The organism is Sphingomonas degradans, assembly GCF_053502645.1.
Genome location: NZ_CP177172.1, coordinates 3,247,998 through 3,264,307, shown reverse-complemented (window position 1 = coordinate 3,264,307; position 16,310 = coordinate 3,247,998). Strand labels below are relative to the sequence as shown.

The following is a 16,310-nucleotide window of genomic DNA, read 5'->3' as shown; positions in this document are numbered from 1 at the left end:
CTGGGGTTCCCTTGGGGGCCGGCCGAGCGATCGGCCGGCCCCTTTTTCATGCGCGCGGTTCCGGGGGCGGCGTGCGTCCCGCGAAAAGCAATTCGGCACGTGCGGGCAAGTCGCTCGCCGACCCCCGTGATAGGCAGGGCGCCACACTGGATTGCGACGGAGAAGAATATGGCGACCCTCATCAGCGTGCCCGAGGTGACCGGGGCGGCGGCATGGCGCGGGGATCGGCTGGGGACGAGCGGCGAATGGATCTACCGCCTGAGCGACGCGCAGGTCGCGGAGCTGGAGGCGCTGGGCACGCGCTTCGTCGCCGAAAACCCCGATCTGCGCACCGTGCAGGCCGAGGAGTATCCGCTGGTCGCTTGTGCCGAGGCAGTGGCCGAATGGCGGCGCGACGTGGATTTCGGACGCGGATTCGTGCTGGTGCGCGGGCTGCGCACGCAGCTCTATTCCGACATATTGTCGTCGGCGATCTATTATGTGCTGGGGCTGCACATGGGCGACCCCATCCGCCAGAACGAGATGGGCGACCTGCTCGACCATGTCTATGCCACGTCGGACAAGACGATGGACGATCCGACCGCGCTGTCGTCCAAGGTGCGCGACAAGCTGGTCTATCATTCGGACAGCTCCGACATCGTCGCGCTGATGTGCCTGCGCCCGGCGCGGAGCGGGGGCGCATCGTGCCTGGTCTCGGGCGCGGAGATCTATAACGAGATCCTGCGTCGCCGCCCCGATCTGGCGCCGCTGCTGCTCGAACCCTTCCACTGGGACTGGCGCCGGCAGGACCATAGCGCGCCGGCGGATACCTATACCTCGCCGGTCATCTCGATGGTGGATGGCGTATTCAGCATGTACGCGGGATCGCTGTATATCCTGACCGCGCAGGACTATCCGGGCGTGCCCAAGCTGACCGAGGATCAGATCGAAGTGCTGCGGTTGTTCGACGAGATCACCTATGAACCCGGCATGGCGATCGAAATGGATTTCCGGCCCGGCGACATCCAGTGGCTGTCCAACTATGCCGCGCTCCATTCGCGCACGTCGTTCGACGACTGGCCCGAGCCGCAGCGGCGGCGCCATCTGCTGCGGCTGTGGCTGAGCAGCAAGACCGATCGCCCGGTGGTGCCCGATTTCGGCAAGAACGGCGTGGTCCAGGTCCGCGCCGCGCCGCGCGACGGCAAGCCCGAGCATCCCGACGCGCATTTCGATATCGCATCGGTATCGGTGCCGCGCCTGATTTCCTGAGCTTTCCCCCCGTGGGGCGACCAGTCCTAAAAAGGACGGTCGCCCTTAACGGTCACGCGAACGCGGGGCCGGACGCTCACCGCCTTCTGGGACGGGCCCGGCCTGGTCGGCGCATGGCTCAGCGCGCGCTGAGCTTGACGATCGTCGGCGCGCTGCCGAGCCGGATCGTATAGGCATCGCGCTCCAGCGTGCCGGTGGAGGGGGTAAGCGCCTTCGCGCCGGGCGTCGTTGTCTCGATGCGCAGTCGGGCGACCGGCGTGGCTGCCGTGGCGGGATCGAGCGTCACGTTGATCGCGCCGCTGACCGGCGTGTAGGTGACATTGGCGATCTTGCCCGCGTCCAGCGTGATCCACGCGCCGGCAGGGGCGACGAACAGCCGCGAGCGGGCGCCATCCTTGGGCTGGATCTGCACGCCGTCCTTGCCCTGCGTCACGTCACCGCCAAAGCCGAGCCAGCCAAAGGTGGGATCGTTCACCAGATAAGTCGCGGCGGTGAGCGCATGGCCATAATAGCCCATGCCATAGTCGCCGCTATACGGGTCCCAGTGCATCCGGTCGGGCCAGCTGTGGAACGCCGCCGACGAGAAGCCGGTCTGGTCGATATTGGTGATGCCGCCCATCATCCCGCCATAGGCGACACGCAGCAGATGCAGGTCCGTGGGGTTCTGGCGATAGGCGTCGAACAGCGGCACGGCGTTCAGCGCCGATCCGTAATGGTGGATCTGACGCTCGATCCGCGCATATTTGCCGCCGTACAGGAAATCCCAATAGCGCCGCGCATTGCCGTTATAGCCCCAGCTGGGGATCGTCGGGTCATAGCCCAGGATCACTTCGCGGGTGACATCGGCCTGGGGCTGGTATCCGAAATAGCGCATCCAGGCGTAGACTTCGGGCTGGCCGGTCGAATCCCACGGCATTTCCGACCCGAAGGGGAATTTGAGCGTGCGCCAGTGATCGGCGCGCTGCTTCATCAGCCGCTCCATCTCGGTCGCTTCGGCGGTCAGGCCCTCGCGCTTCAGGTCCTTCAGGATGTCGACGAAGACATCGCCTTCCATCAGCCCGAACTCGGCATAATAGGGCGCGTCGCGCATCATCGCGACGGTGGTCTGGTAGGCATGGTCCAGATACCAGCGCCAGTCGTGCGTCTTGACCATGCCGGGATGGTTGCGCGCGGTGCGATACAGCACCCAATGGCCGATCGCGACATGCGGATAGTTGTAGGCGCGGCCCAGATCGCCCGCGTCCTTTTCCTTCCACGAGGTCCACGACGTCCATTTTTCCGCGTCCTTGTACAGGTCCGGGAACTTGGCGGGGTCATAATAGAACAGGCTTTTCTTCACGGCGCCCGCCTGCGGGCCTTCTGCGACCTGGAGGTTGCCGACCACGGTTTCGGTGACGAGCCGTTCCAGCTTGGCGACTTCGCCGGGCTCGGGATTGTCGAGCTGCTTCATCATCGCGGCGACCCACGATCCGCCGCCGCCTTCGTCGCTCATCCCCGCGATCCATACGCGCGGTTCGACATCGACGATCTTCTTCGCCTCGTTGTCATAGGTCAGGATCGCGGGCGATCGGCCAAAGGGATCGCCCTTGCCCTCAAACCATTGCCGGGTGGTCGAGAAGCGGCCGAGATCGGCCATCGTCTGCTCCAGCGGCTTGGTGACGAAATAGCTGACCGTCTGGACCTGACCGTCGGCATAGGTGAGCGTCAGGCGGACCTGCCCCCATTGGCGCCCGCGCACGGTGAGCTTGGCCCAGCCCTTTTGCGTACCCGCCGGCACGGCCTCGACGGCGCCTGCGGGGAAGCTCTCGATCGAACGGATCGCGCTGGGCGCCTTGACGAACAGCGTCGCGGTCTGGTCCTGGGGCACGACATAGCCGGGGATGCCGATGGCGACCGGGCGCTTGTTGGCGATCAGCGTATCCTCGATCGCGCGGATCGACGGAGTCTGCGTCATGCGCACCCCGACGTCGATCGTCTGGCCGGGCGCGAGCGTGCGGCCGGTGGGGGCGTTCCACTGGGTGCCGGCATCCTTCCACTCGCGGTCGGCATAGCCGATGCTGTGCACCGTCCAGTCGTAAAAGCCTTCGGACGTCTGGCCGCGCTGGCTCTTGTCGGTGAAGATCGCCCCCTTCGCCTCGCGCGGGTTCTTGAGCGGTGCGTACGCTTCCAGCGGGGTGCCCTTTTCCGGGAGCACCAGCAGCGCCGGGCCCTGGCCGTTCAGCCGGGTGATCTGAAGATAGCCCGCATCGCGCCCGATATAGGGGTCGACGAAGCTCGCCTCGGCATGCGCCTGGTCGAGATTGCGGTCGGTGATGATGTTGTCGAACACCATCGGCATCCCCAGCGCGCCGATTTCCAGCGGCGCGCCCGACATGTTGGTGATGCGGAAGCGCAGCGCGAGCAGCCCGGCTTCGTTGACCCAGCGGCGCTCGACCCGGAACGGCGCGTCGGCGCCCATGCTGGCGGTGATGTCCGCCGCGGCGATCACGGTGCCCGATGCGGGCAGCAGGCGGATCGGCTTGCGGGCATGGGCCGAGGCGAAATCGCGCCACGCGCCGCCGGGCGCGCGCACGCGCAGGTTGAGATCGCCGACATGGTTATAGCCATCGCCCGCGCGTTCGGGCTCGCGCGCGGTGGGCACGAAGCTGAACGCGGGTTCGGACGCGGGCGACAGGCGCGCGAGCGTCTGGGTATCGGCGCGCAGCGCGACCTGGAAGCTGCCGACGGTGTGCGCCGTCGTCTGGATGGGGGCATAGACCGGCTTGGCCGGTTGCTGGGGCTGTTCCTGCGCGATCAGCGCGGAGGACGAAAGCCCGGCGAGCAGGAGCGCGGTAGGCGCGAAAGTGCGAAGCGTGACCATGGGGGTTCTCATTTCGTTGTTGCGCCGATCGCGGGCGTGGCAGGGGCGGGCGCGGGTGCCGGCTTTGGCAGGGGCAGCGCAGGCGGTGTCTCGTCCAGCAGGTTGCGCGTGAAATAGTCGCGCAGCTTGCGCCAGAAGAACGGCTGGGCGACGCGGTGGGTGGTGTTGGGCAGGATCACCAGATCGACATCGCGCCCGGCCGTGATGAGCGCGTTGGCGAGGCGCAGGCTTTCGGTGACGGGGACGTTGTCGTCGATGTCGCCATGGATCAGCAGCAGCTTGCCGGTCAGGTTCCCCGCGACCGCCATGTTCGAATTGCGCTCCCACACCGTTTCGTCGGGATTGCCCATCGACACTTCGGGCCACCATGCCTTGTCGAGCCGCAGATCGTGGTTGCCGGACGAGGCGACTCCCACCTTGAAGAAATTGGGGCGCCGCAGCACGAAGCGCGCAGTGTCATATCCGCCCGCCGAACCGCCGTAGACGCCAACGCGGCTGGTATCGATATACGGATATTTCGCCGCCATCTGGCGGATCATGGCGATGTGATCGTCGAGCCCGACTTCGCCCAGATTCTGATAGGCGGGCAGGCGGAAGGCCTGGCCCCGGCGCGACGTGCCGGTGCCGTCGATGGTGACCACGATCGCGCCCAGCTGGGCGACGCTGCCTGCGCCGGCGGTGATCGTTTCGTTCCAGCCGGTCGGCACGTTGGTGGTGGTGGGGCCGGTATAGACGGCGTCGATGATCGGATAGCGGCGCGTCGGATCGAAATGGGCGGGGCGCCAGATCATCCCGTACAGCGGGGTCTTGCCATCGGCGGCGACGCCGGTGAATGGTTCGGGCGGGGTATAGCCGCTGGCGAACAGTGCGCTGGCGTCCGCCGTCGCCAGTTCGCTGACGATGCGCCCGTCACGGCTGTCGCGCAGCACGGTGCGTGTCGGCACAGTCGGGCTCGACATCGCATCCAGGAACCATTTGCCGTCGGGCGACACTTCGACATCGTGGTCGAGCGGCTCGGGGGTTAGCAGCACCGGCTGGCTGCCGTCGCCGGTCACACGGTACAGCGCGCGGTAATAGGGGTTGCGATCGCGTTCGCGCCCGACGCCGGTGAGCAGGATGCTGCGTGCGGCGGCATCGACATGGGCGATGTCCAGCACTTCCCATGCGCCGCGCGTGATCGGGATGCCGCCATCGGGATCGTCGGGGCGGACCAGATACAGCTGGGCCCAACCGGTCCGTTCGGAAATGGCGAGTTCGCCGCCCAGTTCGGGGGCGGGGCGCAGCCCGCTCGACGTGACGGTGACCAGCGGCTTCACGCTTTCGCGCGCGGTCACGCTCGCCTTGCCGGTGTCCGGATCGACTTGATAGACGACCAGCTGCTTGTAGCCGCGTTCGGTCCACTGGACGCGCGCCTTGTCGCCGTTCCAGCCGAAATCGGGATCGGCGGGGTAGAGCAGCGATTCGCTCGGCACGTCGAACGGCACGATCCGCGCGCGGCGGGTGCGCAGCGCGGCCTCGACATCCACGGCGAAGCGCGTCGCCTGGGGCAGTTTGGCGGCACCGGCCAGCGGATACACATAGCGGAAGCTGCGCGGGTAGAAGCTGCCCGGCGGGTTTTCCTGCGTCATCGTCAGCGGCGTGACGCCGCGCGTGTCGAGCCGCCAGCTGACGATATGCCGGCTGTCGGGCGACCACCGCACCGACACCGGCATCTTCGGCTCTTCGGTGCCTTCCTTCAATATGTCGGCAAGCTGGGGGATGCCCCGGCCATAGGGCTGTTCGCGCGTGCCGTCGCTGGTCAGCGCGACTTCGCGCTGCGTCCGGCGATCGCGCACGAACAGGTTATAGTCGCGGGCGACGATCTCGAACCGGCCATCGGGCGATACGGCGCCATCGCCTTCGGGCGCGCCCTTGCTCGCTTCCACCAGCGTGTCGGCGGCGGTCAGCGTAAATTGCCGGTCGGCGACGCCGAAGGTCAGGGCATTGTCGCGCGCGCTGTAATCGGGGTCCTGCAGCCACAGCGTGAACGCGTCGATATCCTTGCCGGTCGCGCGCGACAGCAGCTGCGCCAGATGCGCCTCACCCGTGACTGCGCGCGACTGGCCGGTCGTCAGGTCGAGATAGCGGATCTCACGCGCGCCCGCGCTTCCCACGCGATAGAGAATGCCCGAACCGTCGCGCGTGAAGGTCGCGCGGAGATCGGCGTTGACGATCAGTCGCTCCAGCTTGGGGCGCAGATATTGGTCGGCCCGGGCATAGCGTTCGGCAATCGTCGGTGCCGGGACTGCCGCAGGTGTTGGCGCAGGTGCAGACGTTTGCCCCGTATTGCCCAGCAAGAGAAAGGCGCTGGCCGCCAGCGCGCTTGCCCCTGATCGTATCGGCAAGCCTGCCCGGTGTCCTTCATGTCGCATTATTGGCGCCTCCCTTGCGCGGTGCATACCGCAAGCGTCGCCGCCAGCTCAACAGAAATTATACAGTATATATTATGCGACTGCTGCGGTAGCGTGGCGCATCGGGGGCAGGATGCGATCCGGTGATGCTATAGGGGGATGGGGATGAACAGGGCATATTACCTTCTTCCGTTGGCGCTGCCCTTGCTGTCGGCGGCGCCGCTGCAGAATGCGGGCTACACGCGCCAGTGCATTCCGCAATCCTTGGTCGCGGCCCCCATCGCCCGCGACGACGGCAGTGTCTTTTTTCGCGGCCAGCCCGATGCGCGCCGATCCTATGTCGCGGTGTTCAAGGGGGGGCGGTGCCCCGGCATCAACCGGTTTGCGACCATCGTGATCGAAACCACCGGCGCCGGATATTGCGAAGGCGACAAGCTGCGCGCCGCGATCGCGCCCACGGCGATCCCCGGCCCGATATGTATTCTCGATCATCTGGAGCCGGTTACCGAGGCTTCCGGGGATTGACCCTCGGGGGTGGTCGCGATAATCGTATACAGTATTCTAGGGAGGAAATGATGCGACCGATCTCTGCCTCACGCCGGGAATTGATGCTCGGGGCGGCCGCAATGGCCTTTGGCGCGACGGGCATGGTGGCCCGCGCCGCCGCTGCCGCAGCACCCGGCCTGGCACGCGCCAAGCCGCTTCCGCTCGCCGCCGTGCGCCTGCGCCCGTCGGACTATGCGACGGCTGTGGAGGTCAACCGCACCTATCTCCACCGGCTGAGCCCCGACCGGCTGCTCCACAATTTCCGCAAATATGCCGGGCTGGAGCCCAAGGCGCCGATCTATGGCGGGTGGGAAAGCGATACGATCGCCGGCCACACGCTGGGGCACTATATGACCGCGCTGGTGCTGACTTGGCAGCAGACCGGCGATACCGAGATGCGCCGCCGCGCCGACTACATCATCGACGAGCTCGCCGAAGCGCAGGCCAAGCGCGGCAACGGCTATGTCGGCGCGTTGGGGCGCAAGCGGAAGGACGGCACGATCGTCGACGGCGAAGAGATTTTCGCCGAGCTGACCAAGGGCGAGATCCGCTCCGGCGGCTTCGACCTCAACGGATCATGGTCGCCGCTCTATACCGTGCACAAGCTGTTCGCGGGGCTGCTCGACATCCATGCCGCATGGGGCAACCCCAAGGCGCTATCCGTCGTCGAGGGGCTGGCCGGCTATTTCGAGCGGGTGTTTGCCGCGCTCACCCCGGCGCAGACCCAGGAAGTGCTGGGCTGCGAATATGGCGGGCTGAACGAAAGCTATGCCGAACTGCACGCGCGCACGGGCAACCCGCGCTGGCTGAAAATGGCCGAGACGCTGTACGACACCCGCGTGCTCGATCCGCTGAGCAACCGCGAGGACAAGCTCGCCAATTTCCACGCCAATACCCAGGTGCCGAAGCTGATCGGGCTGGCGCGCATCTATGACATCACCGGCGAGGAAAAGCGCCGCACCGCCGCGACGTTCTTCTGGGAGCGCGTGACGGGGCATCACAGCTATGTGATCGGCGGCAATGCCGACCGCGAGTATTTCTTCACGCCCGACACGGTCGCCGACCACATCACCGACCAGACGTGCGAGCATTGCAACACGTACAACATGCTCAAGCTGACGCGGCATCTCTATGCGTGGCAGCCCGATGGCGCGCTGTTCGACTATTATGAGCGCGCGCACCTGAACCATGTCATGTCGGCGCAGGACCCCGCCACCGGCGGCTTCACCTATATGACGCCGCTGATGACCGGCAGCGAGCGCGGCTATTCAACCGTCGATGACGATTCGTTCTGGTGCTGTGTCGGCAGCGGCATGGAAAGCCATGCCAAGCACGGTGAATCGATCTTCTGGGAAGACGATGCCGGCGGGCTGATCGTCAACCTCTATATCCCCGCGGACGCCGAATGGGCGAAGCGCAATGCAACGCTGCGGCTGGAGACCAACTATCCGTTCGAGGGCGAAGCCCGCCTGACCTTCGCCAAGGTGAAGCAGGGCGCGTTCCCCGTCGCGCTGCGCGTGCCCGGCTGGGCGGCGGGCAAGGCGGTGGTCGTGGTCAACGGCGCGCCGGTGACGCCGGTGTTCGCGCGCGGCTATGCCGTGGTCGATCGCCGGTGGAAGGCGGGCGATACCGTGTCGATCACGCTGCCGCTCGAACTGCGGATCGAATCCGCGCCGGGCGACGAGAATACCATTGCGGTGGTACGCGGCCCGATGGTGCTCGCCGCCGATCTGGGGCCGCGCGAGACCAAGTGGGAACAGGCCGATCCGGCGCTGGTTGGTGCCGATCTGCTCGGCGGGTTCGTGCCCAGCGATCCGGCAAAGGGGCTGTACGCCACGCGCGGCGTGGTGCGTCCGGGCGACCTGCCGTTCGTGCCCTTTTACCGCCAGTATAACCGCCGCAGCGCGACCTATTTCAAACGCTTCTCCGAGGCGGCATGGGCAGTCGAGCAAAAGGCGTTCCTGGAGGAACAGGCCCGGCTGAAGGATGTGGCGGCGCGTTCGGTGGACGTGATGTTCCTGGGCGAGATGCAGCCGGAACGCGACCATAACCTGACGTCCGACCTGTCCTGGCCCGCCACCTATCGCGGGCGGCAGGGGCGCGACGTGCGCTCCGGCGGATTCATGGAATTCACGCTGAAGACCAAGGACGGCCCGCTGATCCTCCAGGCGAGCTATTGGGGCGGCGAGCGCAAGCGCAGCTTCGACATCCTGGTCGACAATGTGAAGGTCGCTACCCAGACGCTGGACAATGACCGGCCCGGCAAGTTTTTCGACGCCGATTATCCGCTGCCCGAGGCGCTGACCAAGGGCAAGGCATCGGTTCGGGTGCGTATCGTGCCCCATAGCGGCAACAGCGCGGGGCCGGTGTTCGGCGTGCGCCTGTTCACGGCAAAGCCGGGCGCCGCGCGTTGAGCGATCCGATGGCGGGCGTGGCGATGACGCTGGACGCGCTGCGCAGCCTGGCGCGGGCCAAGCTGGTGGCGGCGGGGCTGGCGCAGGACCATGCCGACGCAGTGGCCGAGACGATGGTGGCGGGCGAGCGCGACGGATGCGCCAGCCACGGCATCTATCGCCTGCTGGTGGCGGACCGCAGCATCCGCGCAGGCGTGGTCGTGCCCGATGCCGTGCCGACGCTGACCGAGCCCAAGGCCGGGCTGGTCGCCGTGGACGGCGGCGGTGGCTTTGCGCAGCTTGCCTTTGCGCGGGGAATGCCGCTGCTCGTCGAAAAGGCGCGGGCCAACGGGATCGCGGCGCTCGCGCTCAACAACGTCGTTCACTTCGCGGCCCTTTGGCCCGAAGTGGAGGCGCTGGCGGAACAGGGACTGGTCGCGTTGGCGTTCACGCCCAGCCATGCCTGGGTCGCGCCGGCGGGCGGCACCCGCCCGGTGTTCGGCACCAATCCGATCGCCTTTGGCTGGCCGCGCGCCGGGGGCAATCCTTTCGTGTTCGACTTTGCGACCAGCGCCGTCGCGCGCGGTGAGATCGAACTGCACCGTCGCGAAGGCCGCGCGGTGCCCGACGACTGGGGCTATGACGCCCAAGGCAATCCGACGACCGATGCCAAGGCAGTGCTCGACGGGGCGATGCGCACCTTTGGCGGGCACAAGGGATCGGCGCTGGCGGCAATGGTGGAACTGCTCGCCGGGCCGCTGATCGGCGATCATACCAGCGCGGACTCGCTCGCCGCCGATGCGGGGCGGGGCGGTTCGCCGATCGGCGGCGAGCTGATCGTGGCGATCGATCCGGCGGGCTTTCTGGGCGCGGCGGTGCAGGAGCATCTGGCGCGGGCCGAGGCGATGTTCGCCGCGATCGAGGCGCAGGGTGCGCGATTGCCGTCGCAGCGCCGCTATGCCGCGCGCGAACAAAGTCTGGCGCACGGGGTGACGATACCGGCGGCGCTCTATGCGGACATCATGGCGATCGGAGCGTGAAGATGCGGGTATGGCGTAGCACGGCAGTCCTTCTGGCGGGGGTAGCGATGCTGTCGGCTGGGGCAGTGGCGGGGTCGCCCGCCGCGTCGCCCGATGCGCAGTTCAGGAAGCTGTACACCGACGAATATGCCTGGCGGCAGGGGCAACAGGCGCCCAGCGAGGACACGCCCAAAAGCGCGAAGCACGCGCTGCCCGATGTCGGCCCGGCGGCGCAGGCGGCGAAGCTGGCGCGATGGACCGCGACGCTGGCGGCGCTGGCGAAGATCAATCCCGCCACGCTGTCTCCGGCGGAGCAAGTGAACTACGCGGTCTACAAGGGACAGATCGAGGCGCTGCGCAACGAGCAGCTGTACCGCGAATATGAAAAGCCGCTCAATTCGGACACCAGCTTCTGGGGCGACATCGCCGAAGGCGCGCGGGGCAATTTCGTGCGCGAAGAGGATTACCGGGCCTATATCGCGATGCTGCGCGATCTGCCGCGCTTTTTCGACCAGCAGATCGGGAACATGCGCGCCGGGCTGAAGCGCGGCTTCACGCCCGCGCGGATCACGTTGCAGGGGCGCGATGCGGGTGTAGCGCGCGTGGCGGAGGCGAAGTCGCCGGCGGAATCGCCCTTCTTCGCGCCCTTCGCGACGTTCCCCGCCAGCATCCCGGCGGCGACCCAGGCGCAGCTGCGCGCCGAGGGCGAGGCGGCGATCCGCGATGCGGTGGTGCCGGCCCATGCCACGCTGCTGCGTTTCCTGCGCACCGAGTACATCCCCGGCGCGCGTACCAGCCTTGCCGCCTATGACCTGCCCGACGGGCGGGCCTATTACCAGTCCAAGGTCGCCGAGTTCACCACGCTGGACCAGACCCCGGACGAGGTCCACGCGATCGGCCTTGCCGAAGTGGCCAAGATCCGCGCGCGGATGCACGACGTGATGCGCCAGGTGGGGTTCCAGGGCGATCTTGCCGCCTTCCTCCACTTCCTGCGCACCGATCCGCAATTCTATGCCAAGACGCCGCAGGCGCTGCTCGATCGCGGCGCGTGGATCGCCAAGACGTTTGACGGCAAGGTCGCGCGCTATTTCGGGCGGCTGCCGCGCAGCCGGTTCGCGATCGTCCCGGTGCCGGACGACATCGCGCCCTTCTACACCGGCGGGCGCGGCGGGCCGGGCGTGTATCTGATCAACACCTATAACCTGCCGGCGCGCCCCCTCTATTCGCTGCCGGCGCTGACGCTGCACGAAAGCGCGCCGGGTCATGCGTTCCAGATGCCGCTGGCGGCGGAGAACAAGGACCTGCCGGCGTTCCGGCGCGACACCTATCTGTCGGTCTATGGCGAGGGCTGGGCGCTGTATTGCGAGGCGCTGGGCGAGGAAATGGGCATGTACCAGACGCCGTACGAGGTGTTCGGGATGCTCAGCTACCAGATGTGGCGCGCGGCGCGGCTGGTGGTCGATACCGGCATCCATGCCAAGGGCTGGACCCGCGAACAGGCGCAGCAGTTCCTGCACGACAACACCGCGCTGGCCGACCACGAGATCGAGACCGAAGTGGACCGTTACATCGCATGGCCGGGCCAGGCGCTGAGCTATTACACCGGCGAGCTGGCAATCCTGCGCGCCCGCGCCCGCGCCGAAAAGGCATTGGGCGCGAAGTTCAACATCCGCGCCTTTCACGATGCGGTGCTGGCGCTGGGATCGGTGCCGGTGCCCGAGATCGATCGCCGCATCGACCAGCTCATCGCCGATGGCGGCAAGGGCCCTTACCCGGACGAGGAATGACATGACCCGATTGCTTGCCCTCGCGCCGCTGCTCGCGGTGTTGCCCGGCGCGGCGTGCGCCCAGACGCTGCCCGCGCCCGAAACCGTGACCGGCACGGGCAATCCGATCCTGGCCGATGGCCGCTATTATTCGACCGATCCTGCGCCGCTGGTCGATGGCGACACGCTGTATATCCTCACGGGGCGCGACACGGCGGCGCCCGACGTCAACGACTTCATCATGCCCGAATGGCAGATGCTGGCGACCAACGATCCCGCCACGCGGGTCTGGAAACACTGGCCGGGCTTTCTCCGTCCCGAAGCGGTTTTCGCCTGGGCCGAGCCGGGCCGCGCCTATGCGGGCCAGATCGTAAAGGCGCCCGACGGGCGCTTCTATCTCTATGCCCCCGTGATCGAGCGCGACAGCGACGCGAAGGATCGGTTCGCGATCGGTGTCGCGGTGGCGGACAGCCCGCTCGGGCCGTGGAAGGATGCGCACCCGGCGGGGCCGATCGTGTCGCAGCGCGTGCCGGTGGCGAACACGATCCAGAATATCGACCCGACCGTGCTGATCGACGACGATGGCCGCGTCTACCTGTATTGGGGCACGTTCGGCCAGCTGCGCGGGATCGAACTGGCGCGCGACATGGTCACGCCCAAAAGCGCCGAACAGCGGATCGAGGGGCTGACCGGATTCTTCGAGGCGCCGTGGATCTTGAAGCGCAAGGGCACCTATTACATGCTCTATGCCGGAAACCATGCGGGGCCGGACAGCGATTGCACGCCCGCCGTCTATTATGCGTGCCAGGCCTATGGCACCGCGCCGTCGCCGATGGGGCCGTGGACCTATCGCGGCGTCGCGCTGCGCCCGGTGTCGTCGACGACGTCCCATGCCGGCATGGTCGCGTTCAAGGGCAAGTGGTATATCGCCTATCACACTGCGGACGCAGTGGGCGGCGGGCATTTCCGGCGCAGCGTCGCGATCGACCCGGTCGAATGGGACGACAGCGTCACGCCTGCGCGCATCCGCCCGATCACGCCCAGCCGCGCGCCGCAGCCCGCGCCGGCGCCGACCCGCAACATCGCCGGCGCAGCGTCGGCCGTCGCGTCGAACCAGCCCATTCCGCTGCAATATTGGATCGGCGCGCTCAACGACGGCAAGGTGCGCAGCAGCCCGCTGCCGCCCGACATGTGGGGCACGTGGAACGGGAATAACCCCAAGCGGCCCTGGATCGAATATCGCTGGACCCAGTCGGTCACGATCGACGGATCACGGCTATACCTGTTCGCCGATCAGCCCGCCGGTTCGGGCGTGGGTGTGGCCCCCCCCGCGGCCTGGCATCTGGAATATTGGGACGGGGCGTGGAAGCCGGTGCCGGGGGCCAGCGGCTATGGCACCGAACCGGGCGTGTTCCAGGACGTGCGCTTCGCCCCGGTGACGACGCGCTGCCTGCGCGCGGTGTTCGACGCATCGGGCGCAGGCGGCAGCTTTGCGGGCGTCGGGGTGCAGGAATGGGAAGTGCTCGCCCCGCGCGCCGCCGTCCCCGCCGCCGCGCCGAACCCGGCGGCCCCTGCCTGCACCCGCTAAGGGCGGGTGCCGCAGGCCCCGTTCAGGCGAAGGGCCGGTCGATCGAATGCTGCGGCTGGGTGAACCAGGCCGCGCCGGTTTCGGTGACGTACATATGGTCTTCCAGCCGGACGCCATAGCGTTCGGGGACGACGATCATCGGTTCGTTCGAAAAACACATGCCGGGTGCCAGCGGGGTCCGGTCGCCGCGCACGAGATAGGCGGGCTCGTGGATCGCCAGCCCGATGCCGTGGCCGGTGCGGTGGGGCAGGCCGGGCAGGCGATAGTCGGGCCCCAGCCCCGCCTTTTCGAGTACGGCGCGCGCGGCGTAGTCGACGCTCTCGCACGGCCCGCCGGGAACGCAGGCATCGAACGCGGCCGCCTGTGCCTCCTTTTCCAGCGCCCAGGTGGCGCGAATGTCGTCGCCCACCGTGCCAAAGGCATAGGTGCGGGTGATGTCCGAATGATAGCCGTCGATCGTGCAGCCCGTATCGATCAGCACCAGCTGGTTCTCCTCCAGTGCCTGATCGCCGGGCAGGCCGTGCGGAAACGCGGTCGCGCGACCGAACTGCACCGCGCAGAAGGTGGAACCGGCGGCACCGAGCGCGCGATGGGCGTCGTCGATGAAGCGCTTTACCGTGCTGGCGCGGATGCCCGGTGCCAGGATGCGCGCAGCGCGGCGATGCACTTCCAGCGTCATCGCCTTCGCCTGTTGCATCAGCGCAAGCTCGGTGGCCGATTTGCGCATCCGCATCGCGTCGATCACCGGGGCACCCGACACGATGTTGAAACAGGCCCGCAGCGGCTCTGACCAGTGGAACGGCAGCAGCGGATCGATCGCGATCCGGGCGGCCCCGGGCAGCGCGTCGGCGATCACCGACACGGGATCGACATCCTCTTCCCACAGCAGCAGATCGGCAGGGATCGCCAGTTCCGCCTCCAGCGAGCCACGCTCGAAGGCGGGGCAGACGATCCGGGGCGTGCCGTGCACCGGCAGCAGCAGCGCCACCAGCCGTTCGGTCGGCGACCAGGAAACGCCGGTGAAATAGCGCAGGCTGGGCCCGGCATTGACCAGCAGCACGTCGGCGCCGATCGCATCGAGGCGTTCGCGGGCCTGATCCAGCCGCGCGGCGCGTTCGTCGGCGGTGATGCGCGGGGCGGGGCTGTGCCAGGGCGCGAGTGCGGCCAGTTCCTGTTCGATCGTCGATCCGCCGATGGTCATGCGTGTCCTCCTTTGCCGCCGAATCGCTCCAGGTCGAAGGGCGTGATGTCGATGATGGGCCTTTGGCCGCTGGCGATCGCTGAGACCAGTTCGGCGGTGATCGGCGCCAGCGTCAGCCCCAGATGCTGGTGGCCAAAGGCATAGAGCAGGTTCGCCGCGCGGCGCGAGCGGCCGATCGCGGGCAGATAATCGGGCAACGTGGGCCGGGCGCCCATCCAGCGGGTGAAGGGCGGGCGCATCGGCAGGCCCAGTGCGGCGACATGGCGTTCCAGCCGCTCCCATTTGCGCGGATCGGGCGGCGCATCGGGATCGCCCAGTTCGACGAAGCTCGCCGCCTGGACGGTATCGCGGTAGCGGGTGACGATCATCGATCGATCCTCGAACACCACCGGCGGCAGATCGGCGGGCCAGTGCGTGGCGGCGGCGCGGATGTGATAGCCGCGCTCGGCGATGATCGGCGCGCAATGGCCCGCCGCCGCGACCAGCGGCCTGCTGCGCACGCCGGCTGCCACCAGCACGAGATCGGCGGCGTGGCCGGGCACCTGCGCCGATCCGTTGAGGAAGTTTAGGGTTGCCAGCGTCCGCACGATGGTTCCTCCCCGTGCGGTGACATCGCGTTCGAGCGCGTCGGCCAGCGCATCCAGGTCGGCGACCTGCGCCGTTCCCGAAAAGCGGCAGGCCCCGGCGATCGGGGCGGCGCTGATGCCGCGCAGCCGGGCGATTTCGTGCGGTGCAGCATCGTGGAGCCGCGCGGTACCGATGTCCGCCCCGGCCCATGCCGCCTTGCCCGCCGCAGCGCGGGCTGCACTCTCCCACGCGACGAAATGCCCGTCGGTTTTGAGCAGTGCCGCCTCCGCCGCCCAGGGCGCGCGTTCCCAGGCGGGCAGCGCTTCGGCCAGCAGCGCGCGCAGCGCGTCGCCCCCGGCGGCGAAGCGCGACGGCCGCGACGCGGCGAGAAAGCGCAGCGCGAAGGGAAGCCAGGTGCCGATGGCGTGCAGCGGCAGATCGAGCGCACCGCCCGCCGCGAACCGCCGGCCCCAAGCGGAGCGCAGCGTCGCGATCGACGCCAGCGGCGCCACCTGTTCGGTCGCGATATGCCCGGCATTGCCCCACGAGGCGGCATCCCGCTCGCCTGCGCGTTCCAGCACCGTGACACCGTGTCCCGCCCGCAGCAGCGCCGAGGCGCAACTGAGGCCCACGACACCCCCACCAATGATCGTAATGCGCGCCACGGCTATCCTCTATTGCAACGCAAAAATCATTATCGTATACGTTATTCAACTTCAAGAACGGGGTAAC

The 16,310-nt window shown here is 67.7% G+C and carries 10 protein-coding genes; 6 read left to right on the top strand and 4 right to left on the bottom strand.

Annotated features, from left to right (window positions below; translation table 11 throughout):
- The first annotated feature begins 168 nt into the window (after positions 1-168).
- On the top strand, positions 169-1,248 hold the full coding sequence (locus ACG3SL_RS14985) for a TauD/TfdA family dioxygenase (protein WP_448661982.1): 1,080 nt from the start codon (positions 169-171) through the stop codon (positions 1,246-1,248).
- 118 nt (positions 1,249-1,366) lie between these two features.
- Here ACG3SL_RS14985 and ACG3SL_RS14980 read toward each other — a convergent pair whose 3' ends face one another.
- Both ACG3SL_RS14980 and ACG3SL_RS14975 read right to left on the bottom strand, forming a co-directional pair.
- Positions 1,367-4,108, bottom strand: a complete 2,742-nt coding sequence (locus ACG3SL_RS14980) for a DUF5695 domain-containing protein (protein WP_448661981.1) — start codon at positions 4,106-4,108, stop codon at positions 1,367-1,369.
- An 8-nt stretch (positions 4,109-4,116) separates the two neighbouring features.
- Positions 4,117-6,492, bottom strand: a complete 2,376-nt coding sequence (locus ACG3SL_RS14975; protein WP_448661980.1) for a DPP IV N-terminal domain-containing protein — start codon at positions 6,490-6,492, stop codon at positions 4,117-4,119.
- A 171-nt stretch (positions 6,493-6,663) separates the two neighbouring features.
- Between ACG3SL_RS14975 and ACG3SL_RS14970 the strand changes: the two genes are divergently transcribed.
- Genes ACG3SL_RS14970 through ACG3SL_RS14950 form a run of 5 tightly spaced genes read left to right on the top strand, consistent with a single transcriptional unit; the run spans position 6,664 to position 13,810 of the window.
- The gene (locus tag ACG3SL_RS14970) at positions 6,664-7,023 is read left to right on the top strand and encodes a hypothetical protein (protein ID WP_448661979.1); all 360 of its coding nucleotides are present in this window, start codon (positions 6,664-6,666) and stop codon (positions 7,021-7,023) included.
- A gap of 50 nt (positions 7,024-7,073) precedes the next feature.
- The gene (locus tag ACG3SL_RS14965) at positions 7,074-9,458 is read left to right on the top strand and encodes a beta-L-arabinofuranosidase domain-containing protein (RefSeq protein ID WP_448661978.1); all 2,385 of its coding nucleotides are present in this window, start codon (positions 7,074-7,076) and stop codon (positions 9,456-9,458) included.
- 8 nt (positions 9,459-9,466) lie between these two features.
- Entirely contained in the window at positions 9,467-10,477 is a 1,011-nt protein-coding gene (locus ACG3SL_RS14960) for an Ldh family oxidoreductase (protein ID WP_448665138.1), read from the top strand.
- Between the two features lie 2 nt (positions 10,478-10,479).
- A complete protein-coding gene (locus tag ACG3SL_RS14955; RefSeq protein WP_448661977.1) occupies positions 10,480-12,243 on the top strand; it encodes a DUF885 domain-containing protein in 1,764 nt (587 codons plus the stop codon).
- 1 nt (position 12,244) lies between these two features.
- Entirely contained in the window at positions 12,245-13,810 is a 1,566-nt protein-coding gene (locus ACG3SL_RS14950; RefSeq protein WP_448661976.1) for a family 43 glycosylhydrolase, read from the top strand.
- Between the two features lie 22 nt (positions 13,811-13,832).
- Here ACG3SL_RS14950 and ACG3SL_RS14945 read toward each other — a convergent pair whose 3' ends face one another.
- Entirely contained in the window at positions 13,833-15,011 is a 1,179-nt protein-coding gene (locus ACG3SL_RS14945) for a M24 family metallopeptidase (protein WP_448661975.1), read from the bottom strand.
- Positions 15,008-16,243, bottom strand: a complete 1,236-nt coding sequence (locus ACG3SL_RS14940; protein ID WP_448661974.1) for an NAD(P)/FAD-dependent oxidoreductase — start codon at positions 16,241-16,243, stop codon at positions 15,008-15,010. Before ACG3SL_RS14940 ends, ACG3SL_RS14945 begins: the two co-directional genes overlap by 4 nt.
- Between the last annotated feature and the right edge of the window lie 67 nt (positions 16,244-16,310).

What these genes read in the sequence shown, in the direction of transcription:
- ACG3SL_RS14985 (WP_448661982.1), top strand. Translation starts at nt 169, where the DNA reads ATGGCGACCCTCATCAGCGTGCCCGAGGTGACCGGGGCGGCGGCATGG.
- ACG3SL_RS14980 (WP_448661981.1), bottom strand. Translation starts at nt 4,108, where the DNA reads ATGGTCACGCTTCGCACTTTCGCGCCTACCGCGCTCCTGCTCGCCGGG.
- ACG3SL_RS14970 (WP_448661979.1), top strand. Translation starts at nt 6,664, where the DNA reads ATGAACAGGGCATATTACCTTCTTCCGTTGGCGCTGCCCTTGCTGTCG.
- ACG3SL_RS14965 (WP_448661978.1), top strand. Translation starts at nt 7,074, where the DNA reads ATGCGACCGATCTCTGCCTCACGCCGGGAATTGATGCTCGGGGCGGCC.
- ACG3SL_RS14960 (WP_448665138.1), top strand. Translation starts at nt 9,467, where the DNA reads ATGGCGGGCGTGGCGATGACGCTGGACGCGCTGCGCAGCCTGGCGCGG.
- ACG3SL_RS14955 (WP_448661977.1), top strand. Translation starts at nt 10,480, where the DNA reads ATGCGGGTATGGCGTAGCACGGCAGTCCTTCTGGCGGGGGTAGCGATG.
- ACG3SL_RS14950 (WP_448661976.1), top strand. Translation starts at nt 12,245, where the DNA reads ATGACCCGATTGCTTGCCCTCGCGCCGCTGCTCGCGGTGTTGCCCGGC.
- ACG3SL_RS14945 (WP_448661975.1), bottom strand. Translation starts at nt 15,011, where the DNA reads ATGACCATCGGCGGATCGACGATCGAACAGGAACTGGCCGCACTCGCG.